Source organism: Aliiroseovarius conchicola (genome assembly GCF_041403445.1).
Lineage (GTDB): Bacteria > Pseudomonadota > Alphaproteobacteria > Rhodobacterales > Rhodobacteraceae > Aliiroseovarius > Aliiroseovarius conchicola.
On record NZ_JBGEHL010000020.1, the window covers coordinates 1 to 22,781 of the forward strand.

A 22,781-nucleotide genomic window follows, 5' to 3' on the forward strand; every position below is an offset into this window, starting at 1 on the left:
GCACATTCCCGCGCTGGACTGGCAAGTAGGGCTGGATCAGCGCGTATTGATTTTCTGTTATCTCATTCATAACAGATACCTAGCATCAAATAGCACTAAGTAATAGTGTTAACAGGCCCTAGCTTCTTCACTGCAGTTCACCACTCCCTTGCACTTTCACCCACCACCACCTAAACACGCCCGGACGTATGAAAAACTGACGGGATTGGGGCTAACATGCCTATTCTGGTGATGAAATTCGGTGGCACGTCAGTTGCCACTCTGGACCGGATCCACCGGGCCTCAAAACGGGTCGCGCGCGAGGTGGCAAATGGCTATGACGTGATCGTCATTGTCTCGGCCATGTCGGGCAAAACCAATGAGTTGGTTGGCTGGGTGAACGAGACGTCGCATCTGTATGATGCGCGCGAGTACGACGCCGTTGTTAGCTCTGGTGAACAAGTCACCGCAGGCCTGATGGCGCTGCGGTTACAGGAAATGGACGTGCCGGCCCGCAGTTGGCAAGGCTGGCAGGTACCGGTGAGAACCACCGGCGTGCACTCGGCCGCGCGGATCGAAGATATCCCGCCCGACAATATCAAAGCCAAATTCGCCGAGGGCATGAAAGTCGCAGTCGTGGCGGGGTTCCAAGGGATCGCCGATGACGGTCGGATCACCACGCTGGGTCGCGGTGGGTCAGATACAACCGCCGTAGCCTTCGCCGCTGCCTTCGAAGCCGAGCGTTGCGACATCTATACTGATGTGGACGGGGTCTATACGACCGACCCGCGCATCTCGGACAAGGCGCGCAAGCTGGACAAGATCGCATTCGAAGAAATGCTGGAACTGGCATCTTTGGGTGCGAAGGTGTTGCAAACCCGCTCGGTCGAGCTGGCGATGCGTTATAAAGTGAAACTGCGGGTTCTCAGCAGTTTCGAGGAATATGACCCGGAAGCAGGCACGTTGGTCTGCGACGAGGAGGATATCGTGGAAAGCAATGTAGTCTCGGGCGTCGCCTATAGCCGCGACGAAGCGAAAATGACCCTGATTTCGGTGGCCGACCGCCCCGGCATCGCATCCGCCATCTTCACGCCCTTGGCCGATGCTGGTGTGAATGTGGACATGATCGTTCAGAACATTTCGGAGGAGGGTCGCACAGACATGACCTTCTCGTGCCCTGTGGATCAGGTCGCACGGGCTGAAAAAGCCATGACCGATGCAAAAACAGCAGGCGATATCAATTTCCACGACATCGTGGCCGACCAAGACGTGGCCAAAGTGTCTATCGTCGGGATCGGCATGCGGTCGCAGGCCGGTATCGCCGCAAAGATGTTCCAAGTCCTGTCCAATGACGGCATCAACATCAAAGTCATTACCACTTCTGAGATCAAAATCTCAGTCCTGATCGACCGCAAATACATGGAGCTGGCCGTGCAGGCGCTGCATGACGCGTTTGAGCTGGAGAAGGTTTAAGGGTCGGCGAGTTTCGTCGAGAGCGGAGAGCGATCGCGCGATGGGTGGGCCGTTTTTATTCTGTGGGGCGAATGATCGGTTTGCGCCCAAAGTGTCGGATGACGCTGTTGACGCGAACGTCTGCAATGGAAGTAGAAAGCCTCAGAGTTCCGGGCAGGTGATCTCGAAATCGACCTCAATCTTGCCAATTCCACTTGCCTTAACCTCACGCGCCAAACTAAAGGGAAACGTTTCGAGAGTGTCTCTTGCACGCATAATTTTATAACGCTCGCCAGCAACAAACACTACGATCTGAAAGCCCGTCTCAAATGCCTTGATGTTTAGCGCTGGCTCAACACCTCCGGTGGTTGTGTTGTTAGAAATCACTTGGTTGTGTGATGAAATGTCCAGAATGTCAGCGTAGCGCGTACACAACACGGGCAGTGCAATCGTATGACCATCGATATTACCCGAGAATGATCCGTTTGGATCAGCAACAGGCGCAAGCTGCGCTTTTGCGGCCCCTCCAGATATGACACAAACCGTTAGAAATGCTGCCGTACTTAGTGCTGCTACGTTTCGTTTCTTTGACATCCTGGCTCCAATACAGTCCAAAAATCTCTTAATGATGTTCTTCTTGTGGCCCTTTGTATGTCCGTCGCGGGTTACATCTGTCAATCACGAAGACCCGGAACCGCTTCGCCGCCATCTAAACTGATCAGGTGTTGAATATGAACGCGCCGCCTTTGACTTAATGGACAAATTCTAAGAAGCTTAGATAGTTTTAGTTTAAAGGAATGTGATTTTGCGTTTACTTATACTTTTTGCAGTGTTTGCTGCCACGCCACTCGCCGCACAAGACCTTGATGCCCGTTATGCGCCAATCGGCGCTTTTGAAGGAATGCTTGGTGATGCGCCGGTTTCGCTTGTCGCAACCATGGACCTTGAAAGAGATAAATCTTCGGTCACGATTGACAATCGATCCGGCTTTCCAATTATCGGCGCGCGGACCCGAAGCATTGGTTCAGATGGCAAACTTACTTCGCCAGGTATTGCGTTTTTGTTCGGACCACTTATGCCCGGCGCCTCGAGCGACGCGGAGGTAACAATTATGTCCGAAAGCGGATTCTACGTAGCTAAGCCAGACCTAGACGGCAGGGTGCCAGTGGTGGATCTTGAGTATTCTGAGACATCTCTCAGCTTCGCAATTGAAGCAATGATATCGCCGGTCATTCGTGTCGAAGGCGAGTTCGAACCTGATCCTGATCGGCAACCCATTGCGGTATCTGGACGATTTGAAGCCACACCGGATTGGAAAAACTGATGGGTGAATTTGTGTGGAATCTGGTGGAACTGGACATTTACTAGAAATTGCTGTGACCGCAGCTTTGTCCCGCACTTAGGGCAACGTCCTAAGTACCACTGTACAATCGCTTGACTCGTTTAAGTTCGGCGCGAAATTTCAGAGCCGCTCCAATTCAATAGTCACCCGATCCATTTGCGCCATGCGCAATTACTCGCCGCCCTACCCAACATCCGTCTATGAGTGCAACGAGTTTCTGGCAAAGGGTCCCAACTCACTCTACTGTGTGATTTGTCCAAGTGGATCACAGATACCGCAGGTACAGGGAACGGCAAGAATGGCAGAAAGCCAACAAAGTGACAGTCGCAAGCTTCTTGTAAAGCTGCGTGAAACCCTTGCCTCGGCGTCCGAGGGACAGGAACGGTTGGACAGAATCACATCGTTGATCGCTGAGAGCCTTGGGGTCGAGGTTTGCTCGATCTATTTGTTTCGGGACAGTGAAACACTGGAGCTTTGCGCGACAGAGGGGTTGAACGCGGCCGCGGTTCACCAAACCCGCCTGCGCGTGGGCGAAGGGCTCGTGGGTCGTGTCGCGCGTCGCGGCCGCCCGATCAACACCACGAACGCCCCACAAGAACGTGGTTTTCGATATATGCCCGAGACTGGCGAGGAAATTTACTCCAGTTTTCTGGGCGTCCCGATCCAACGGCTGGGTGAGAACCTCGGCGTGTTGGTCATTCAGTCCAAAGACGAGCGTGAGTATTCGGCAGACGAGCTTTACGGCCTTGAAGTGGTTGCCATGGTGCTGGCCGAAATGACCGAACTTGGCGCATTTATCGGCGAAGGCGAAGCGATGGGCGCCCTGCACCAGCGCCCGACCACGTTTAACGGTGGCATCGGCCAAGAGGGCGCTGCCGAAGGACATGTTTGGCTGCATGAACCCCGCGTCGTCGTGACCAATCCCGTGGCCGATGATCCTGATGTGGAACTGGCGCGGCTGACGGAAGCTGTCGAGACCTTGCGCGTGTCTGTGGATGAATTGCTGGCCAACACACTGACCAAAGACAAGGACCAGATGCAGGTGCTTGAAGCGTATCGGATGTTTGCCAACTCTAAAGGTTGGATGCGTCGGATGCAGCAGGATATTGATCGGGGCTTGTCTGCCGAAGCCGCCGTCGAGAAGGAACAATCAGCCGCCCGCGCCCGAATGAGCCAAGTACCCGATGCCTATCTGCGCGAACGGCTGCACGATCTGGACGACCTGTCCAACCGTCTGTTGCGGATTCTGACCGGGCAAGGCGAAGAAACCGGTGCTGAAATGCCAGAAAACCCCATTCTGATCGCCACCAACATTGGACCCGGCGAGCTGTTGGAATATGGGCGGGGTTTGCGCGGGATCATATTGGAAGAGGGCTCGGTCGCCAGCCACGCAGCCATTGTTGCACGCGCGCTTGCGATCCCGTTAATCGTGCAAGCCGGTCGTATCTCGACCGAGGCCCTGAACGGCGACCATATCCTTGTGGATGGCGAGAACGGCATCGTGCATTTGCGGCCCGAAGAAACGGTGGTCTCTGCATTTCGCGATAAGATGGCGATGGAGGCCGCGCAACAAGAGCGTTATCGCAGCCTGCGGGATAAACCGGCCATGGGTCGGTGCGGCACCGAAGTAAAGCTCCATATGAATGCTGGCTTGATGGCCGACTTGCCGTCGCTTGAAAATTCTGGCGCGGCGGGTGTCGGTCTGTTTCGGACCGAGCTTCAGTTCTTAACCGTTGATCGGGTTCCGAGACGGGGCGAACTGGCGGCCACTTACGCGCGCGTTTTGGATGCGGCGCAAGGCAAGAAGGTCACATTCCGTACGTTGGACATCGGGTCTGATAAGGTATTGCCTTACATGAACCCGCTGGACGAACCGAACCCCGCACTGGGATGGCGTGCCATTCGGGTGGGTCTGGATAAGCCCGGTGTAATGCGGATGCAGTTGCAAGCACTGATCCGAGCCGCTGCAGGCCGCAGTCTGAGCGTCATGTTCCCATTTGTCGCTCAACTCGATGAATTCAGAGATGCCCGTGAAATGGTTCTTGCCGAAATCGAGCGCGAGCGTGCTCTGGGCCACGTTCTGCCCGAAAATACCGAGATTGGTGCCATGCTAGAAACGCCTTCGATGGTGTTTGCCCCGCAGCAATTTTATGACATGGCCGATTTCATCTCAATCGGTGGCAATGATCTGAAACAGTTCTTCTATGCCGCTGATCGAGAGAACGAGCGAGTTCGCCGCCGCTATGACACGCTGAATGTCTCATTCCTGAACCTGATCGAGGAAATTGTGACCCGATGCGACGCTGCACGTACACCGCTTAGCTTTTGTGGCGAAGACGCGGGCCGACCTATTGAGGCGGTGTGTTTTGCAGCATTGGGCATGCGTAACCTGTCGATGCGGCCGGCCTCTATTGGGCCGGTTAAACACTTGATAAGACGTACAGATATCTCTGGCTTGAAGGACGTAATCGACGAGGCACGGCTATCTGGGGCACAATCTGTGCGACCGGCAGTCCTGGATTATCTGACCCAGAAAAACCGCGCGGCGACGTAAATTTACAGAAAATTTTAGCGTGTTAGAACTTTTTTCAGACATTTGGAACAAAGATGGAACGAAAGAAGGAGAATACCCATGTCGTTCAGTCTTATCCTTGCCGGAATTTTCACCGGTACACTCGCCGCCATCTATGCCATGAGCCTTGATAGCGGGGTGGTATGGGCGATGGTCTCATACGCCGCTTCAGGCACACTCGCATTACTTGGGGCCGGGGTGATCACGGCAATCCGGCGAAATTACTGGCCACATAGCAAACGGGGCTATGCATCGCGCAGCATTGCGTGGAAGCAGCGACTGGACACCATGGCGCACCAAGCGTCGGAACCAGCGCAAGTCGGCCCTTTTCAGGGGTCCTGATCAGGGATCACGCAGCGGGCGTTACTCGGGTCACTTGCCCTGCAATATCGTCCCAGCTGCCTGCCGCAAGATCATATCCTAGGACGCGGTCGGGGTTGGTTGGCGGCGGCATCACAACCTCGTCCAGCCGCGAAAACCCAAACCGGGTATAGTACGATGCGTCCCCGACCAACATCACACGAGGCAATCCCATCCCGTCCGCGATCAACAAGCTTTCACGGATCAAATGCCCACCCAACCCTTCGCCCTGGCGGGTCGGGTGCACAGCAACCGGTCCAAGTAAAAGCGCATCGTGCAGCGCACCTTCGCTGACTATCTGAATGGGCCAGTATCGGATCGCACCAGACACAATCCCATCACCATCGCGCGCCACCAAGGACAACTGGGAAACTGAATCGACACCATCGCGTAGCCGATAGGAAGACAAAGCCTCGCGGCCGGGTGCAAAGCACAAATCATAGAGCGCTTCGACCTCCCACCAATCCTCTTCAGTTTCTTCCTTCAGGTGATACACCTGCCGCCCCTCGCCTTCTGCCGTTCTTTGCTGCTATCACGGCTGAGCGCAAAAAAGGAAGGGAGAAGCGAGTGTTCTATGAGCCAAAGAATGGGCACGGGTTGCCGCATAATCCGTTCAATGCATTGATTGTGCCGCGCCCAATCGCATGGATCAGCACGCGCGGCGCTGATGGTTCCGAAAATCTCGCGCCCTACTCGTTCTTTAACGGCGTCGCCTACGAGCCCCCTCAAGTGATGTTTGCAACGACCTCGGGCAAAGAAGATCGCGATTTGGGAAAGGACACCGTCGACAACATCAACGCGACGGGCGTGTTTTGCGTTCACATGGTGGGCGAAAATCTAACCGATGCGATGAACGTCTCATCCGGCAGCTACGGGCGAGATGTCGATGAAATATCGAAGGCAGGATTGGAGCGTGTCGAATGCTCGACCATCGCCGCCTCTCGCTTGCCCGCGGCCCCTGCAGCGTTAGAATGCAAACTGACCCAGATCACGCGTCTGCCGGGAGACGAAAACGTTGTCTGCTTTGGCGAAGTGATAGGCATCCACCTGCGCGACGACTGCCTGATGGGCGGCATTTTTGACATCACCCTCGCACGCCCCGTGGCACGGCTGGGATACCGAGACTACACCGTCGTCGATGACAAGTTCACGCTGAACCGGCCGGGCGAATAGACGCATCCAACCATCACTGCTAAGCTGGAATCAGAACCTTGGAGGGTGACATGAACAAAGCGGCCTGACGTCCACATTTCTTTTCTCAAAAGAGGTCCCATGCCACTTGTCATGCCCGACGCAACGCGCGTCCACCCCGTCACCCTGCCCGATGGTTCGCACCACGAAGGCACCGTTTTTCTGTCCAATGTGATTGACCAGCCCAATATCGAGGTGGGTGCTTTCACCTATGCCTCGGACTTTGATCCACCCGGACCTGACGGATGGGCCTCACGACTTGCGCCTTATTTGTTTCCGATGTCCGAAGGGCGTCTGATCATCGGCAAGTTCTGCCAGATCGCCAGTGGTGTCCGCTTCATCACCGCTTCAGCCAATCATGCCTATCATGGGCTTACCAGCTTCCCATTTGGAATATTCACACTTGATCAAGAGGTCATGGCCCAGCCTGACAATCGCGACACGCGCATCGGACATGATGTGTGGCTGGGCTACGGCGCCATTGTTTGTCCTGCGGTTACCATCGGCAACGGCGTCATCGTCGGCGCGGGTGCTGTGGTGCGCGATGATGTCCCCGACTATGCGATTGTGGCAGGCAACCCGGCAAAAATTGTCAGAATGCGCCTGCAACAAAGCGACGTTTCGCGAATGAACCAGTTGGCCTGGTGGGATTGGCCGGTAGAGTTGATCGCCCGTGCCCGAAACGCGTTGGAAACGGGCGATCTTGAGGGTTTGGAAGCGCTAGCGCCGAAAGATTAGTGGCTGCCCAAAATCCCTGTTCGTACAGAATAGTCGGCGGCGACCTCGTAATCGGGGTCGTCATCGCTATCGACCATCAGGTGTCCGGCTTTGGTCAGCAGATCATGACAGTCGCGGCTCAGATGGCGCAACTGGATCTTCTTGCCTGCCGCTTCGTATTTCAGGGCAACAGCTTCGATGGCTTGCAATGCGGATTGGTCCACAACGCGCGAGCGTTCGAACTCGATCACAATGCGGTCGGGGTCGCCTTGCACGTCAAACAGCTGGCTGAAACCGTCAGCTGACCCAAAGAATAACGGGCCTTCGATCTCATAGATTTTACGGTCACCTTCCACGCGGGTGACTGCATGAATGCGGGCAGCCGCATTCCACGCATATGCCAGCGCTGAAACGATCACACCCACGACAACTGCGACTGCAAGGTCTTCATAGACGGTAACCACGGTCACCAGAAGAATGACAAATGCATCGGTTTTTGGCACACGGCGCAGGATCCGGAACGAGTTCCAAGCAAACGTACCGACCACAACCATGAACATAACACCGACAAGAGCAGCGAGCGGGATCTTCTCGATCCAGGACGACGCTGCGACAATGAAGAGCAGTAAGAACACCGCAGCGGCAATCCCCGCAATACGGGTCCGTCCACCCGATTTCACGTTAATCATCGACTGACCGATCATGGCACAACCGCCCATCCCGCCGAAGAAACCAGTGACAACATTAGCCGTACCCTGCGCGATACATTCCTGCGACGCACCTCCGCGATGGCCTGTCATCTCGCCCACAAGGTTCAGGGTCAGCAGGCTTTCAATCAATCCGATGGCCGCAAGGATCACTGCGTAGGGCAAGACGATCCACAAAGTCTCCATGTTGAAAGGAGCCAGCATCGACGGAGGATACAGCCCCTCGCCCACGCCGAACGGGTTGTGGAAGCTGGGCAAACCGCCTTTGATGGATGCCAGATCGCCAACTGTGGGCACATTGATGCCGAACACAATTACGATCCCCGCGACAATGCCAATGCCGGCCAGTGGCGCGGGTATGACCTTGGTCAGTTTGGGCATACCCCAAATGATCAACATCGTGAGGCCCACAAGACCCAACATCATATAAAGCGGCAGGCCTGTTAGCCATTCCTCGGTGTTATCAGGGTTCTTGAACTGCGTAAGCTGCGCCAGGAAAATCACAATCGCGAGCCCGTTCACAAACCCCAGCATCACCGGGTGCGGAACGAGCCGTATGAATTTTCCCCAATGCATCACGCCCGCAAAAACCTGCAACAGGCCCATCAGGACAACCGTTGCGAACAGATATTCGACCCCGTGCTTGGCCACCAGCGATACCATCACAACCGCGAGTGCACCCGTCGCACCCGAGATCATCCCCGGGCGACCACCAATCACAGATGTGATCAGCCCGACCATGAACGCTGCATAAAGACCGACCAGCGGATGGACCCCGGCCACGAAGGCGAAAGCCACGGCCTCTGGTACCAAGGCCAATGCCACGGTCAGACCAGAAAGCACCTCGATCTTGATGCGGTTCGGTGTCAACGCCTCGGACGGAGACAAGCGCAGATCAGGACGTTCAATTCGATTGGCAAAACTTGCCAGCAGGGCTCGGGCCACGGGACACCTCGTTTGGGGTAACTTGTTCGCGAACCGTGCCCATACAGGATTATAGCCCGTAGAAATAGCCCCAAAATACCAATCAGCACTGGGTGGAACCCGATAGGTCCCGCGAACGTGACTGGACTGTGAACCAGCAAGAACCGCACATGGGGTCCATACGGAGGATGGAACATGTTACCCGAGCGAATACTAAGCGTAATTTCTGCGGTGTTGATCGCGGTTCCAGCTGTCGCCCAAGATGCAGAGGGCAACGACCGCCCGTCGAATTGGCGCGTCACCTATCAAGAAACACGCGAGGGTTGGGACACTGTCTGCGACGAACGGGGGGAAGGTCCAGATTTCATCCAGCGTTGCTATCTACGCCGCGTTGATGTCTTTTCACCACGACCGGAATTTGCCGCACAATTTTTGTTTGTTACGGCCTCGGAGAACGGCGCAAGCGTAGAGTTTGGGATCGAACCTGGCACGTTGTTCGTTCCCGGTAACTTTAGGATATTGCGAGACGGCGCCTCGGTCTGGTCCAGTCTGCACCCGGGATGTTTGACGGGGCTAAGCTGCACTTATTCTGGTCAGGATGCAGTCGACCTTCTGGCCGAAATGGAGACAAGCGACAGTTTCGCCTTTGATTTTCGCGACCGTCACGGCAAACAGCAATCGCTGCGCTGGCCGCTTGCCCGCGTAGGTGAGGGCTTGAACGATCTGCAAGATCAGCTACGTGCCCGCAACTTGCCCGCTTTACCGGATCGTCCGTGATTTCTGGCTTGCGCCCCAACACCGAACCCATCAATCTCTGATTGCAACGGAGGGAAGGGGCGACGATGGATACCATGATCGGGATCATAGGTGGCTCGGGCATCTACGACATTGAAGGTCTGGAGAAGGCTGGTTGGACGGCGGTGAACAGCCCGTGGGGCACTCCGTCCGACGAGGTGTTAACCGGCGTGCTCGACGGCGTGAAAATTGCGTTCTTGCCACGACATGGACGCGGCCATGTGCATGCGCCTTCGGATGTTCCTTACCGCGCCAATATTGACGCCCTGAAACGTCTGGGTGTCACAGATGTGATCAGTGTCTCGGCCTGTGGCTCCTTTCGAGAAGAAATGGCACCGGGTGATTTTGTCGTTGTAGATCAATTCATTGACCGCACATTCGCGCGCGACAAAAGCTTCTTTGGGTCGGGCTGCGTGGCCCATGTGGGTTTCGCCCATCCCACCTGCCCGCGCCTATCATCGGCCTGCGCCGCTGCGGCGCGTCGGGCAGGTGTGACTGTACATGAGGGCGGCACTTATCTGGCGATGGAGGGACCTCAGTTTTCAACATTGGCCGAAAGCCGTATGTACCGCGACCAATGGGGCGCGCATGTGATCGGGATGACCAACGTGCCCGAAGCCAAGCTCGCACGCGAGGCCGAGCTTTGTTATGCGTCCGTCGCGATGGTTACAGATTACGATTGCTGGCACCCTGACCATGACGAGGTTGACGTGGCACAAGTGATCGCGACGCTCACCGGAAACGGCGACAAGGCCAAGCGTATGGTGGCCGGACTGCCGGCTTTGCTTGGCGCTGACCGCTCACCTTGCCCACACGGATGTGACCGGGCCTTGGATATGGCCATCATGACGGCACCCGACAAACGCGATCCGGCGCTATTAACCAAATTGGATGCAGTGGCTGGGCGTGTCCTGTGACCAAGCGCCCCTTGCGCGATGGTATGGATTGGGTCAAACCAGCTTTGGATTTCAGATTGTGAAAGGCGCTCGTATGAACAAGGGCAAAACCGTCAAAGACTACATCCGCACCATCGTCGACTTTCCGCATGAGGGCATCTTGTTTCGCGATGTTACGACCCTTTTTGCCGACCCGCGCGGCTTTCGCATGGCGGTCGACCAGATGCTTCATCCCTATGCCGGTATGCAGATCGACAAAGTGGTCGGGCTTGAGGCACGCGGTTTCATCCTTGGCGGCGCCATTGCGCATCAGTTGACCCTTGGCTTTGTGCCGATCCGCAAGAAGGGCAAACTGCCCGGCGCCACTTTGTCAGAAAGCTACACGTTGGAATATGGCGAAGCCATTGTCGAGGTGCATGACGACGCGATCCAGCCCGGCGAAAAAGTGTTGCTGGTGGACGATCTTTTAGCAACGGGCGGTACAGCCGAAGCCGGTATCAAACTCATCGAACGATTGGGTGGCGAGATCGTAGGCTGCGCCTTCATCGTCGACCTTCCCGAGTTGGGTGGGCGCAAGAAGATCGAGGCCTTGGGCATGGATGTCCATGTCTTGTGTGAATTTGAAGGGTTGTAACCTTACATTAACCCTGATGCGCTAATCGTAACTTGCCTGTTCGGAGTACAGGCGCTGCTTGCGCGCATAACAAATCGCGCGACGCCCTGCCCCACCCCGGCAGGGCGTTTTCTTTTAGGTGCAACAAGTTTCATAAAACAACTGGACAGATCATCCGAAGATCACACCCGGATTCATGATCCCCTTCGGATCCAGCGCATCCTTGATCTGCCGCATCGCCGCCAGACGACCGGGATCGCCATATCTCTGCAACTCCGCTGGTTTCAGACGCCCTATACCGTGCTCTGCACTGAATGATCCGTCATATTGGCGCACCAACCCATACACACTGTCGCGTATATCTTGGCGCTGATCTGCATACTTATCTGAGCGTTCGCCATTTGGCGGAAACACATTGTAATGCAGGTTACCGTCTCCCAAATGGCCGAACGTATTCACGCGGAACGTCCCTAATCGTGCAAGCGCGGCGTCTGCCTCGGCCAGAAACGACGGAACGGACGAGATTGGCAGGGAGATATCATGCGACGAGATGGAGCCAATATGCTTGTTGGCCAGCGGAATTTCTTCACGCAACTTCCACAAAGCGCTGCGTTGTGCGTCACTCTGAGCAATCACACCATCGTCACATAGACCCGCCGTCTCTGCCGCTTCATACAAAGACATAAGGGCGGCAACCGGATCACGATCCGGCCCAAACCCAAGCTCCAGTAACACCGACCAGTCCGGTACGTCACGAAAGGGTTGAGCCCCACCTAAGCCAGCAGACGTCAAAAACTGAAACCCGACCCCTTTGATCAACTCAAATGCACTAAGATCTGCGCCATGCCGTGTTTGAACCAGTGACAACAGTTCCAAGGCGGCGGCGGGATCGCGTACCGTCAAAAGCGCCGTCCCAAACGCCGCTGGCCGCGGATACAAACGAAGGCTCGCGGCGGTGATCACGCCCAAAGTCCCCTCTGCCCCACATAAGAGCGCACGCAAATCATAGCCTGTGTTGTCTTTGCGCAATCGCTTTAGACCATGATGAATGGTCCCATCAGGCAACACAGCCTCTACACCAAGACACAAATCGCGCGCACTGCCATAGCGCAAGACATTCAGCCCCCCGGCATTGGTCGACAAACAACCGCCAATCCGACAAGACCCTTCCGAGGCCAGCGACAAAGGGAAAAGTTTTCCAGCTTGACCCGCAGCCGCCTGAACGTCGGCCAATACGGCCCCAGCCTCGGCGACCAAAACAGCCTCGGCTTCATGTACCGCACGAATACGCGTCATGCGCTCTAAGGTCAGAATGACCGGCGCCGCCCCCGGCATGACCTGCCCACCCACCAGCCCGGTTCCACCGCCGTACGGGACGACCGGAACCGATGCTTCTGCACAACACCGCACCACGCTTGCAACATCGTCCACGGTCGACGGCGCGACAACAATCCCGCCGTCACCATGAAACAGTCCACGCGGCTCTTCGAGATATCCGGGGCCGAGCGGGCGGAGCGCCTCATCAGACAATCGCGACCGCAACGCCGCCTCAACCGATGCGTCTGCTGATCTCACGCCACTGCCCCTTTTTTCTTGTCACAAATATCCACTGGGGCCGAGCGGAACGCGTGGCCCCAGCGACCGGTGAGCGCTCCTGCAAAGGAGCCCGAGCCGGTCGCCTTCACGGCCAATCGGCTCATCCCGCCTGCGTTCGCCCGCGCCGGTCCGAACGAAGGTTGGCATAAAGCACATGATTGCGCCAGCGCCCGTTGATCTGAAGATAGCTCTGCGCCACACCTTCATACTTGTAACCTGCGCGCTCCAACACGCCACGCGACGCAGCGTTCTCTGGCAGGCAACCCGCCTCTAGCCGTGACAAATCAAGCTCGTTGAACGCGTAATGAACGACCGCTTCCAGGCCTTCTCGCATATAACCTTGGCGGGCAAATCGTTCGCCCACCCAATAGCCGGTCGTGCCCGCCTGTGCGGGACCTCGCCGAATGTGGTCTAGGGTGATTGCGCCGATCAAAGCCTTGTCCTGACGCCGGATCAGAAACAGCGGAAGCGCGGTCCCCCCCTGGATCGAGCGGCTGGCCCAATAGACCCGATTGGTGAAACTCTTACGGCTCAGATGGTCCTGTGCCCATGTCGGCTCCCATGGGGTCAGAAAGTCACGACTGGCTGTGCGCAACGCAGACCACGCCCGATAGTCGCTATGCGCGGGTGGGCGCAGCGTCAGACGCTCTGTTTCTATCCTGACCTTCTTCGAGCGCCCCAGCATTATGCCGCACGCCTCTCTTTCAATGCTTCAAGGCCATAAGCCCGGCCGGCCGGGCCATAAACAGCCATCGCCATTTCACTGCTATGCAGACCGGCCCCAAAACTGCGCAGATCGGCCAGCGTGACGGCATCGATCTTCTCAACCGTTTCGGACAAGGACGGCACGCGATCCCAAATCGCCACCAAACGCGCCATACGTTCGGCCCGGGCCGACGGACTTTCCAGCCCCATCAAAAGACCCGCCTTCAGCTGCGTGCGCGCACGCTCCATCTCTCGGTCAGACATATCGCCAGCCGCGCGCTTGAGTTCGTCGATGCAAAGGCCCGAAAGATCAGCGATATCTTCGCCCGACGTGCCTGCATAAATCGTCATCATCCCGGTATCGTCATACGCCCCAAGCTGGGCAAAGATCGAATAGCACAACCCACGCTTTTCGCGCACCTCTTGAAACAGGCGCGAGGACATACCCCCACCCAGCGCTGAAGTGAACAATTGAGCCGCATAGAAACCGTCGTCGCGATAGCTCGGCGCTTCCAGTCCAAGGGTGAAGTGCACTTGCTCCAACCCATTGCGCACTTCAAGGCGCTCACCGCTTGACCAATGCGCCGCATCGACCACATGGGATTGGCGGGCCTGTAGATGGCCAAAGGCTGCCTCGGCCAACCGCAAAATCTGTTCGTGATCCACCGCGCCAGCCGCGGAAAGGATCAACTGATCCGGACCATAGTGCTGAGCCACAAAGCTCGACAAATCATCGCGCCCAAAGCTCTGCACGCGCTCGGCCGGGCCTAAAATGGTCCGCCCCATTGGTTGGTCGGGAAAGGCCGCTTCTTGCAGCCAATCAAACACAACATCATCCGGCGTATCGAGCGCTTGACCGATTTCCTGCAAAATCACACCGCGCTCGATCTCGATCTCGGATGGGTCAAAAACGGGGTTAAGAACAATGTCGGAAATGACATCCAGTCCAAGTGCCACGTCATCTTTCAGCACACGTACATAATAGGCTGTGACTTCGCGCGACGTATACGCGTTGATATAGCCGCCTACATCCTCGATCGCCTCAGCAATCTCAAGCGCCGAGCGTTTTTGCGTGCCCTTAAACGCCATGTGCTCTAAGAAATGCGCAATACCATTCTGAGACGACGTTTCGTGACGACCACCTGCGGCCACCCAAACGCCCAACGACGCACTTTCAAGCCCCGGCATCGTTTCTGTCACGACGCGCACACCATTGGGCAACTTGTCCAGTTTCACACTCATTTAGCCTACCGTCCTGTCCGCTCGGAAATCAGCGCCTCAAGCGCGCCAAGATCATTTGCCACACGGGTCACGCGTTCGTCGCGTCCAAAAAGATCTGCCATATGTGGTGGCAGGGGCGCATCTTGGCCGCACGCGTCTTTGACGGCGGCAGGGAATTTCGCGGGATGCGCGGTGGCAAGGGTAATCATCGGGCTGTCACCAAGGTGTTCTTCAGCCACCTTCACACCAACAGCGGAGTGCGGGCACAGAACCTCGCCCGTCTGGGCGAAGCTCTGTTTGATCTGCGCCATGGTTTCCTCCTCCGAGGCACGACCAGAAGTAAATTGTTCCTTCAGAAACTCCATCGCACCTTGCGAAATCGCGAACCCACCATCTGCCAAATCAGCCATCTGATCGGCAACCACCTTACCGTCGCGCCCATACGCATCAAAAAGCGCGCGTTCAAAATTCGAAGACACCTGAATATCCATCGACGGGCTGATCGACGGCGTCACCCCCGCTTTGGTATAGGCGCCTGTTTCCATAGTGCGGTGCAGAATGTCGTTTTGATTGGTCGCGATCACCAGCTGGTCAATCGGCAACCCCATTTTCTTGGCGATATAGCCTGCGAAAATATCGCCAAAGTTGCCCGTCGGAACAGTGAAGCTGACCTTACGATGGGGCGCACCCAGCGACACAGCCGATGAGAAATAGTATACGACCTGCGCCAACACCCGTGCCCAGTTGATCGAGTTCACTCCTGCCAGCTTCACCCGATCGCGAAACTCGAAGTCGTTGAACATATCCTTCAAACGCGCCTGACAATCATCGAAGTCCCCGTCGACGGCCAGCGCATGCACGTTGCTCTCGGACGGAGTAGTCATCTGGCGGCGCTGCACATCCGACACGCGGCCATGCGGGAACAGGATGAATACGTCGACCGCATCAAGCCCCTTGAACGCCTCGATCGCGGCTGATCCAGTATCGCCCGAGGTTGCACCCACAATGGTCACTTTTTCACCGCGACGGCTAAGCGCAACTTGGAACAGTTGGCCAATCAGCTGCATCGCGAAGTCTTTGAAAGCCAGGGTCGGGCCGTGGAACAGTTCGAGCAGAAAGTGGTTCGGGCCCAGTTGCACCAAGGGAGCACGCGCATCGTGGTTAAAGCCCGCATAGGCCTTAGCGATGATCCCGGCAAACTCGTCATCGCTGAAGGTATCGCCCACAAACGGACGCATCACCCGAAAGGCGATTTCCTCGTAAGGCAGACCCGCCAGTGCAGCAATTTCGTCTTTTGACATGGTCGGCACAGTCTCGGGCACATACAGGCCGCCGTCACGCGCAAGACCGGTTAGCATCGCGTCTTCAAAGCTGAGTGCAGGTGCGTCACCGCGGGTCGAAATATAGCGCATCTGGTGTGAGTCCTTCAGGAGTGTCGGCGTTTCTTACGCCAAAGCAAGGTAAGTGTCATCACCGACCATGTAAGGGCCAGCAAAAACCATGTCCCTGCATATTCCAGGTGACGATTGGGGATACCTTCGGTCGTAACGGGTAAAGGCGCCACGCCCGCCTGAGGCGGATCAATCTGGCGGGCGATGACCAGAACCGGGCGCGTGCCAAGAATCTCGGCCATTTGGGGGATATCGCGTGCAAACCACGTGTTATTGTCTACGTCATTGTCTGGTGTTGCGCCGCTTCGGTCATCGGGCCAGTGCAGATTGCCAACGACCGTTACTGGCCCTGTCTGCACGGGTGGCTGTTTCTGATCCACACGAATGAACCCGCGATCAATCATCACATCCCCACCGTCCGTCGCCAACGGAGAAATCAAACGGTAGCCTGCACCGGATTGTTTTGTGCTGACCAACACCCGCAATGTCAGATCGCGCATTTCGCCGGTCACTTCAACGGGCAGGTATTTATCATCAATGGGGCCAGGTGTCGCTGGCAAGGCCACAGGCTGTGCCTCGATACGCGCGCTAATCTCGGCCAGCACCCCCTCTTTCCACTGAAGGCGCTGCACCTGCCATATGCCCAACCCGATGAACAGGGCAAGGACGGCAAGGCTAAGGGCGATAGCTACGATCTGGCGCAAAGACATGAGCGAATTTCCGAAAAGCAAAAAGGCGCGAGCGGTTTCCCCCTCGCGCCCCAGATAGGACGATCAGCCGATCAGGTTCAACTGCCCCAGATGTAGATCGCGGCAAACAGGAACAGCCAAACCACGTCTACAAAGTGCCAGTACCAAGCCGCGGCTTCGAAGCCGACATGGCTTTCTGGTGTGAAATGGCCGACACGGGCGCGCAAGAAGCACACCAGCAGGAACAGTGTCCCGACGATAACGTGGAAACCATGGAAACCAGTCGCCATGAAGAAGTTCACGCCATAAACGTTGCCCGAGAAACCAAACGCCGCGTGGGTGTATTCGTAGGCTTGAAAAATCGTAAACAACACGCCCAAAAGCACTGCAATAAGAAGGCCGTTCGCGAGGTCTCTACGGTTGTTTTCATGCGCAATCGCATGGTGCGCCCAGGTCACGGCACAGCCTGATAACAGCAGGATCAGCGTGTTGATCAGGGGCAGATGCCATGGATCAAACACCTCGATCCCGACCGGAGGCCAAGGGCCATCCACCGCGGGATAGTTATCGCTCATCGGGAAAATGGCGTTCTTGAAGAAGCTCCAGAACCAAGCCACGAAGAACATGACCTCGGACATAATGAACAGGATCACGCCGTAGCGTAGGCCGATTTGAACCACTTTGGTGTGATCACCGGTTTGACCTTCGTGGACGATATCCGACCACCAAGCGTACATGACATAAAGAACGCCCGCCAGACCAAGGAAGAAAATCCACGGAATACCGTTGGCCATCCATTGGACAGCCCCGAAAAGCATGACGAACCCCGAAAGAGCTCCGATAAACGGATGAATCGAGGGCGGTAGAATGTGATAATCGTGGTTCTTAGCGTGTGCCATAAGCGTATAGTCCCTGTTCTTCTGGCTCAGTTTTGCACTGCTTCGGTAGCCGGCGCAAGCTGCGCAACCTCTTCGGGCAGTTCTGTTTCGTGGAATGTGTATGATAGCGTGATGGCTTTGACATATTTTGCCTCGCCGTCATCAACGATCTCTGGGTCAACATAGAAGGTCACCGGCATCGTCACGCGCTCGCCCGGTTGAAGAACCTGTTCTTCAAAGCAGAAGCAATCGATTTTGGTGAAATAGCCGCCTGCCGCATAGGGAGCAACGTTGTAACTTGCGGTGCCTGCAACGGGGCGGTCGGTGGGGTTATACGCTTCGTAAAAGGCCAAACCGGTTTCGCCCAGCTTGATTTCCATCTCGTGCTGCATGGGTTTGAAATCCCACGGCATGCCGCGTTCTTTTGAGGCATCGAAACGAACAAGTACAGTCTGATCCAGCACCCGGTCAGAGGCTTCGCCCGCAACAGATGTCGTACCTCCGAAACCCGTCACACGACAAAACCAGTCATAAAACGGGACAGAGGCCCAGCTCAGCGATCCCATCAAAATCACCACGCCGACCATCTTTGCAGCGGTCTTTTGGTTGCGCGTCAGGCTCATTGACTTGCCTCTGACGTGGAGGGGGCTGGCGTATAAAGTTCACTAACCTTGGCAACGGTCAATCCGTAAACCAAGCCAACAAACAGCACCAATGCCACGCCCACGCCTACATTCCGGCTTAAGCGGCGTTTGTGAAGTTCGTGATCAACCTTGATCGCCATCAACCCCAACCTCCTAGCCCATAGGGCTTCAACGAGGCTTCGACCAAAAGCGCGCCGTAGTGCAAGAATAGGTAGGCAAGCGACAGCTTGAACAGGCCACGTTCAGCCTTGTGACTGTCCGCATCCGAGGCTGCATCATCGCGACGCCACACATCAAACGCGCCCTTGATGAACATCGCGTTCAACACCAGTGCCACCGCCATATAGACAGGGCCACCGATCGATGTCAGGCCCAGCGCAATCGCCACGACGGCCAAGACCAGCGCATAGCCCAAAATATGAGCACGCGTTGCTTTGCGCCCGTGGGTTACAGTCAGCATAGGCACGCCCGCATTTGCATAATCGCCCTTGGTAAACAAAGCCAGCGCCCAGAAATGCGGTGGTGTCCAGGCAAAGGTCAGCGCGAACATCAAGACGCTTTCGATACTGATCCCGCCGGTTGCAACCGCCCAGCCTATCATCGGAGGGAATGCCCCAGCGGCACCACCGATGACAATGTTCTGAGGCGTCCAGCGCTTCAGCCACATCGTATAGATGACCACGTAGAAAAAGATCGTGAAGGCTAAAAGACCAGCAGCAACAAGATTGGCAGCAAGCCCCAGCATGACGACGGACATCACCGACAGCGTGATCCCGATGGCGAACGCGTCGCCTTCAGTCACTTTACCTGACGGGATTGGTCGCGATTGGGTGCGCTTCATCTTGCGGTCGATATCGGCATCCCACCACATATTCAAAGCACCAGACGCACCCCCGCCCACCGCGATGAATAGGATCGAGGCCAGACCCACAACCGGATTTACACCAACGGGCGCCACCAACAAGCCAACCAGTGCTGTGAACACGACAAGCGACATGACGCGCGGTTTCAACAGCGCGAAATAGTCTCCAAACCCAGCTTCGCGGGTTTCTGACTTGGTGTGAATACTGGCGTCGCTCATGTTGGATTACACGATCTGGCTAGATGCATTTGACTTACGAACACCGCCCATATCAGGGCAGCGAAGCGGACGGCGGATAACTGTCCGCCATCCCTGATGATTACTCGGCTTGCGCGACCTGAACGGTTGGCAGGCTGTTGGCGTTGCCGGCATATTCCTCAACAGCGCCCTTCAGCCACTCTTGATACTCGGCCTCGGTAACCGCTTTGACGGTGATCGGCATATAGGCGTGGTCTTTGCCGCAAAGCTCAGAGCACTGACCAAAATAAATGCCTTCGTTGCCGGGCTCAACTTCGAACCACAACTCCGCCAGGCGGCCCGGAACGGCGTCTTGTTTCACACCAAAAGCTGGGATGGTCCAAGAATGGATCACGTCAGCGCCGGTGACCTGAAACACGATCTTCTTACCAGTGGGCACAACCACAGCTGTGTCCGTGGCAAGTAGATAGTCGCTTTCTTTATAGCCGTTCGCTTCAAGCGCGCTTTTGTCCAAAAGGAAGCTATCGAACCCGAATTCGTGCTCGGGGTATTCATAGCCCCAATACCACTGGTAACCTGTTGCCTTGATCACAACATCACCCTTTGGGATGACCTGCTGCTGGAACAGTACAGGCAGCGAAAAGGCTCCGATAAACACAAGGATAACGACCGGCACCAATGTCCAGATAATCTCGATCGGAGTATTGTGTGTAAAGGTCGCGGGCTCTGGGTTGGCACGACGGTTGAAGCGGAAAACTACAATAATCAGCAACGCGGTCACAAAAAGCGTAATCGCGATGATGATATAAAGGATCATGTCATCCAACCCCTGCGCCGCCTCGGCGATGTTGGTCGCAGCGGGCTGGAACCCGGTTCCCTTAGGAACAGGCTGGCCGATGACTTCCAGATTTTGCTGTGCCATCGCTTGTCCGGCGGTCAAAATCGCTGTTGCAGTGGCGAAAAGGCTGCTGAAACGCATCATGTTCGTCTTTCTCTTCCCTGTGCGGCGCGGCGCGAAATGCCGACAATTTGCGGTCCCGGCTGGCGCTCGCTCATACCTCTCCCGTGCGCTGGCGCGGGAATCCTTGTTTCTCTTTGGTGTGAAACCATATTAGAAAGCAGGGAACAAGGAAAAACCTTCGCGGGTTAAGCAACAAATTCCCCGTTTTGCACGAAATCGAGGCCCCCATGACCGACGTCACCCCCTTTCGCCCATTCGAGACTCATTTGGACTTGGAAACGGCCCGTTCCCTTGTCGCCGACGTGACATCTGGCGCAGACGACGGAGAGTTGTTTCTCGAACGAACACGGTCCGAAGCGCTTGTATTTGACGATGGCAGACTGCGAACGGCCAGTTATGATGCCTCCGAAGGGTTTGGACTGCGCGCCGTCAAAGGCGAAACCGCTGGCTATGCGCATTCGACCGAAATCAGCGAAACAGCCTTGCTGCGCGCAGCTTCCACGGCGCGGCTTGCGGTCGGTGATGGGGGCGGCACGTGGGCCGATGCACCAACGCGCACCAATCAAAAGCTCTATACTGACGCTGATCCGATGGCGGACGCAGGCTTTGGCCTGAAGGTCGAGACCCTGCGCGAGATTGACGCCTTCACCCGCGACCTTGATCCGCGCGTGGTTCAGGTCTCGGCCACGATTGCAGCCAGCTTGCAAGAGGTTCACATCCTTCGTCCCGATGGGGTCTTGGTGTCGGATACGCGCCCGATGACGCGACTTAATGTCTCAGTCATCGTCGAGAAAGACGGACGACGCGAAAGCGGCTCTTCGGGGGGCGGCGGGCGGGCTGGTTTGACCGGATTGATGGCTCCTGAAAACTGGCAGACCTCGGCCCGAGAGGCGTTGCGTATCGCATTGGTTAACCTAGAGGCCATACCCGCCCCCGCCGGTGTCATGGATGTTGTGCTGGGCAACGGCTGGCCCGGAATTTTGCTGCACGAAGCCGTCGGCCACGGCCTTGAAGGCGATTTTAACCGTAAAGGCACCTCGGCGTTCTCGGGTCTTGTGGGCACACAAGTCGCAGCCAAGGGCGTGACTGTTGTCGACGACGGCACCCTGCCCGACCGCCGCGGATCGCTGTCAGTCGACGACGAAGGCACGCCAACGGGCCGGGCGGTTTTGATCGAAGACGGTGTGCTGGTTGGGTATATGCAAGATCGCCAAAATGCGCGCCTGATGGGGGTCGCTCCGACAGGCAATGGACGGCGTCAAAGCTATGCCCACGCGCCCATGCCGCGCATGACCAACACCATCATGGAAAGCGGCACCGCCACACCTGAAGAGGTGCTAAGCGGCCTGAAGGACGGCATTTATGCTGTTGGTTTCGGTGGTGGGCAAGTCGACATCACCAACGGTAAATTCGTCTTTTCCTGCACCGAGGCCTATCTGGTCGAAGGCGGCAAAGTCGGCGCGCCCGTCAAAGGCGCCACCCTGATCGGCGACGGCCCCGCCGCAATGAAACAAATCCGCGCCATCGGCAATGATATGGCGATGGACCCGGGGATCGGCACTTGTGGCAAGGCCGGGCAGTCGGTTCCGGTCGGAGTTGGTCAGCCTTCGTTGCTTATCGGAGGGTTGACGGTTGGGGGTGCTGCGGCTTGAATACGCCTCGTCTGAAGCATTGCCTATTTGCCGGTCTAGGAGCAATCACTGGATCAATAGCTCTCGGAGCAACTGTTGTTGCAGCTGCCAGTGCTTTTCAGCACACGTTTACTTACGGCACCTATGCATACCAAGTAGTGCAGTTCGCAACTGTGCTTGGGTTATTCCTGATACTTGGTAGTATCGCAGGGGTGTTTAACATCACGTTGGCGACCTTATTGTACTGGATAATCACAAAGCGCTCTAGACCACGCCTTGTTATCGCCTTGGGAGTAGGCTGCATTACTTCAGCCACTATCTATGGTATGACGTTTGAACTAGGGCCTGTTAACACTATTACTTAGTGCTATTTGATGCTAGGTATCTGTTATGAATGAGATAACAGAAAATCAATACGCGCTGATCCAGCCCTACTTGCCAGTCCAGCGCGGGAATG

Annotated in this window: 23 protein-coding genes; 10 read left to right on the forward strand and 13 right to left on the reverse strand. The window is 56.3% G+C overall.

Translation table 11 applies throughout. The annotated features are described in order from the left end of the window. Window positions 1–216 precede the first annotated feature (216 nt). Window positions 217–1,452 (forward strand): aspartate kinase, encoded by a 1,236-nt coding sequence (locus V6N04_RS17825; RefSeq protein ID WP_371171543.1) that lies wholly within the window; start codon window positions 217–219, stop codon window positions 1,450–1,452. A gap of 141 nt (window positions 1,453–1,593) precedes the next feature. On the opposite strand, the gene V6N04_RS17830 is transcribed toward V6N04_RS17825, so the two are convergent. After that, complete coding sequence (locus tag V6N04_RS17830; protein ID WP_371171544.1) at window positions 1,594–2,025, reverse strand: hypothetical protein; 432 nt, start codon at window positions 2,023–2,025, stop codon at window positions 1,594–1,596. A gap of 211 nt (window positions 2,026–2,236) precedes the next feature. Here V6N04_RS17830 and V6N04_RS17835 point away from each other — a divergent pair, with 211 nt between their 5' ends. From V6N04_RS17835 to V6N04_RS17845, 3 genes are all read left to right on the forward strand, one after another. Further along, window positions 2,237–2,755: a hypothetical protein gene (locus V6N04_RS17835; protein WP_371171545.1), complete on the forward strand. Its 519-nt coding sequence runs from the start codon at window positions 2,237–2,239 to the stop codon at window positions 2,753–2,755. A 316-nt stretch (window positions 2,756–3,071) separates the two neighbouring features. Then, window positions 3,072–5,327: a phosphoenolpyruvate--protein phosphotransferase gene (gene ptsP, locus V6N04_RS17840; protein WP_371171546.1), complete on the forward strand. Its 2,256-nt coding sequence runs from the start codon at window positions 3,072–3,074 to the stop codon at window positions 5,325–5,327. Between the two features lie 78 nt (window positions 5,328–5,405). Next, entirely contained in the window at window positions 5,406–5,687 is a 282-nt protein-coding gene (locus tag V6N04_RS17845) for a hypothetical protein (RefSeq protein WP_371171547.1), read from the forward strand. A gap of 7 nt (window positions 5,688–5,694) precedes the next feature. Here V6N04_RS17845 and V6N04_RS17850 read toward each other — a convergent pair whose 3' ends face one another. Next, window positions 5,695–6,201, reverse strand: coding sequence for a GNAT family N-acetyltransferase (locus tag V6N04_RS17850; RefSeq protein WP_371171548.1), 507 nt, complete (start codon window positions 6,199–6,201; stop codon window positions 5,695–5,697). Between the two features lie 71 nt (window positions 6,202–6,272). Between V6N04_RS17850 and V6N04_RS17855 the strand changes: the two genes are divergently transcribed. Next, the gene (locus V6N04_RS17855) at window positions 6,273–6,878 is read left to right on the forward strand and encodes a flavin reductase family protein (protein WP_371171549.1); all 606 of its coding nucleotides are present in this window, start codon (window positions 6,273–6,275) and stop codon (window positions 6,876–6,878) included. A 99-nt stretch (window positions 6,879–6,977) separates the two neighbouring features. Continuing rightward, entirely contained in the window at window positions 6,978–7,634 is a 657-nt protein-coding gene (locus V6N04_RS17860) for a CatB-related O-acetyltransferase (protein ID WP_371171550.1), read from the forward strand. Here the strand turns inward: V6N04_RS17860 and V6N04_RS17865 are convergent. Continuing rightward, on the reverse strand, window positions 7,631–9,229 hold the full coding sequence (locus V6N04_RS17865; protein WP_371171565.1) for a SulP family inorganic anion transporter: 1,599 nt from the start codon (window positions 9,227–9,229) through the stop codon (window positions 7,631–7,633). The genes V6N04_RS17860 and V6N04_RS17865 overlap by 4 nt on opposite strands. A gap of 210 nt (window positions 9,230–9,439) precedes the next feature. Between V6N04_RS17865 and V6N04_RS17870 the strand changes: the two genes are divergently transcribed. The 3 genes from V6N04_RS17870 (at window position 9,440) to V6N04_RS17880 (ending at window position 11,569) form a co-directional block, all read left to right on the forward strand. Beyond that, the gene (locus tag V6N04_RS17870) at window positions 9,440–10,021 is read left to right on the forward strand and encodes a hypothetical protein (protein WP_371171551.1); all 582 of its coding nucleotides are present in this window, start codon (window positions 9,440–9,442) and stop codon (window positions 10,019–10,021) included. A 65-nt stretch (window positions 10,022–10,086) separates the two neighbouring features. After that, window positions 10,087–10,956, forward strand: coding sequence for an S-methyl-5'-thioadenosine phosphorylase (locus V6N04_RS17875; RefSeq protein ID WP_371171552.1), 870 nt, complete (start codon window positions 10,087–10,089; stop codon window positions 10,954–10,956). A gap of 73 nt (window positions 10,957–11,029) precedes the next feature. Next, window positions 11,030–11,569 carry an adenine phosphoribosyltransferase gene (locus tag V6N04_RS17880; RefSeq protein ID WP_371171553.1) on the forward strand — a complete coding sequence of 180 codons (540 nt, stop codon included), beginning with the start codon at window positions 11,030–11,032 and terminating at the stop codon, window positions 11,567–11,569. A 150-nt stretch (window positions 11,570–11,719) separates the two neighbouring features. On the opposite strand, the gene V6N04_RS17885 is transcribed toward V6N04_RS17880, so the two are convergent. From V6N04_RS17885 to coxB, 10 genes are all read right to left on the reverse strand, one after another. Further along, entirely contained in the window at window positions 11,720–13,123 is a 1,404-nt protein-coding gene (locus tag V6N04_RS17885) for an FAD-binding oxidoreductase (protein WP_371171554.1), read from the reverse strand. Window positions 13,124–13,244: 121 nt separating this feature from the next. Next, on the reverse strand, window positions 13,245–13,829 hold the full coding sequence (locus V6N04_RS17890) for a GNAT family N-acetyltransferase (RefSeq protein WP_371171555.1): 585 nt from the start codon (window positions 13,827–13,829) through the stop codon (window positions 13,245–13,247). After that, entirely contained in the window at window positions 13,829–15,091 is a 1,263-nt protein-coding gene (locus tag V6N04_RS17895; RefSeq protein ID WP_371171556.1) for a M16 family metallopeptidase, read from the reverse strand. Before V6N04_RS17895 ends, V6N04_RS17890 begins: the two co-directional genes overlap by 1 nt. A 5-nt stretch (window positions 15,092–15,096) precedes the next feature. Beyond that, window positions 15,097–16,482 (reverse strand): threonine synthase, encoded by a 1,386-nt coding sequence (gene thrC / locus V6N04_RS17900; RefSeq protein WP_371171557.1) that lies wholly within the window; start codon window positions 16,480–16,482, stop codon window positions 15,097–15,099. A 14-nt stretch (window positions 16,483–16,496) separates the two neighbouring features. Beyond that, the gene (locus V6N04_RS17905) at window positions 16,497–17,171 is read right to left on the reverse strand and encodes an SURF1 family protein (protein ID WP_371171558.1); all 675 of its coding nucleotides are present in this window, start codon (window positions 17,169–17,171) and stop codon (window positions 16,497–16,499) included. A 77-nt stretch (window positions 17,172–17,248) separates the two neighbouring features. Beyond that, a complete protein-coding gene (locus V6N04_RS17910) occupies window positions 17,249–18,049 on the reverse strand; it encodes a cytochrome c oxidase subunit 3 (protein ID WP_371171559.1) in 801 nt (266 codons plus the stop codon). Window positions 18,050–18,075: 26 nt separating this feature from the next. Next, window positions 18,076–18,651, reverse strand: a complete 576-nt coding sequence (locus V6N04_RS17915; RefSeq protein WP_371171560.1) for a cytochrome c oxidase assembly protein — start codon at window positions 18,649–18,651, stop codon at window positions 18,076–18,078. Continuing rightward, window positions 18,648–18,812, reverse strand: coding sequence for a hypothetical protein (locus V6N04_RS17920; protein ID WP_371171561.1), 165 nt, complete (start codon window positions 18,810–18,812; stop codon window positions 18,648–18,650). Before V6N04_RS17920 ends, V6N04_RS17915 begins: the two co-directional genes overlap by 4 nt. Next, window positions 18,812–19,753: a heme o synthase gene (cyoE, locus tag V6N04_RS17925; RefSeq protein WP_371171562.1), complete on the reverse strand. Its 942-nt coding sequence runs from the start codon at window positions 19,751–19,753 to the stop codon at window positions 18,812–18,814. The genes V6N04_RS17920 and cyoE overlap by 1 nt, the downstream gene beginning before the upstream one ends. A gap of 100 nt (window positions 19,754–19,853) precedes the next feature. Next, on the reverse strand, window positions 19,854–20,714 hold the full coding sequence (coxB, locus tag V6N04_RS17930) for a cytochrome c oxidase subunit II (protein WP_371171563.1): 861 nt from the start codon (window positions 20,712–20,714) through the stop codon (window positions 19,854–19,856). Between the two features lie 206 nt (window positions 20,715–20,920). Between coxB and tldD the strand changes: the two genes are divergently transcribed. Further along, window positions 20,921–22,345, forward strand: coding sequence for a metalloprotease TldD (tldD, locus tag V6N04_RS17935; protein WP_371171564.1), 1,425 nt, complete (start codon window positions 20,921–20,923; stop codon window positions 22,343–22,345). The last annotated feature ends 436 nt before the right edge of the window (window positions 22,346–22,781 follow it).

Bases quoted from the DNA above. Each gene is read 5' to 3' on its own strand.
- coxB (WP_371171563.1), bottom strand. From the start codon at position 20,714: ATGATGCGTTTCAGCAGCCTTTTCGCCACTGCAACAGCGATTTTGACC.
- V6N04_RS17880 (WP_371171553.1), top strand. From the start codon at position 11,030: ATGAACAAGGGCAAAACCGTCAAAGACTACATCCGCACCATCGTCGAC.
- V6N04_RS17845 (WP_371171547.1), top strand. From the start codon at position 5,406: ATGTCGTTCAGTCTTATCCTTGCCGGAATTTTCACCGGTACACTCGCC.
- ptsP (WP_371171546.1), top strand. From the start codon at position 3,072: ATGGCAGAAAGCCAACAAAGTGACAGTCGCAAGCTTCTTGTAAAGCTG.
- V6N04_RS17910 (WP_371171559.1), bottom strand. From the start codon at position 18,049: ATGGCACACGCTAAGAACCACGATTATCACATTCTACCGCCCTCGATT.
- V6N04_RS17915 (WP_371171560.1), bottom strand. From the start codon at position 18,651: ATGAGCCTGACGCGCAACCAAAAGACCGCTGCAAAGATGGTCGGCGTG.
- V6N04_RS17895 (WP_371171556.1), bottom strand. From the start codon at position 15,091: ATGAGTGTGAAACTGGACAAGTTGCCCAATGGTGTGCGCGTCGTGACA.
- V6N04_RS17920 (WP_371171561.1), bottom strand. From the start codon at position 18,812: ATGGCGATCAAGGTTGATCACGAACTTCACAAACGCCGCTTAAGCCGG.
- cyoE (WP_371171562.1), bottom strand. From the start codon at position 19,753: ATGAGCGACGCCAGTATTCACACCAAGTCAGAAACCCGCGAAGCTGGG.
- V6N04_RS17875 (WP_371171552.1), top strand. From the start codon at position 10,087: ATGGATACCATGATCGGGATCATAGGTGGCTCGGGCATCTACGACATT.
- tldD (WP_371171564.1), top strand. From the start codon at position 20,921: ATGACCGACGTCACCCCCTTTCGCCCATTCGAGACTCATTTGGACTTG.
- V6N04_RS17830 (WP_371171544.1), bottom strand. From the start codon at position 2,025: ATGTCAAAGAAACGAAACGTAGCAGCACTAAGTACGGCAGCATTTCTA.
- V6N04_RS17905 (WP_371171558.1), bottom strand. From the start codon at position 17,171: ATGTCTTTGCGCCAGATCGTAGCTATCGCCCTTAGCCTTGCCGTCCTT.
- V6N04_RS17890 (WP_371171555.1), bottom strand. From the start codon at position 13,829: ATGCTGGGGCGCTCGAAGAAGGTCAGGATAGAAACAGAGCGTCTGACG.
- V6N04_RS17870 (WP_371171551.1), top strand. From the start codon at position 9,440: ATGTTACCCGAGCGAATACTAAGCGTAATTTCTGCGGTGTTGATCGCG.
- thrC (WP_371171557.1), bottom strand. From the start codon at position 16,482: ATGCGCTATATTTCGACCCGCGGTGACGCACCTGCACTCAGCTTTGAA.
- V6N04_RS17860 (WP_371171550.1), top strand. From the start codon at position 6,978: ATGCCACTTGTCATGCCCGACGCAACGCGCGTCCACCCCGTCACCCTG.
- V6N04_RS17825 (WP_371171543.1), top strand. From the start codon at position 217: ATGCCTATTCTGGTGATGAAATTCGGTGGCACGTCAGTTGCCACTCTG.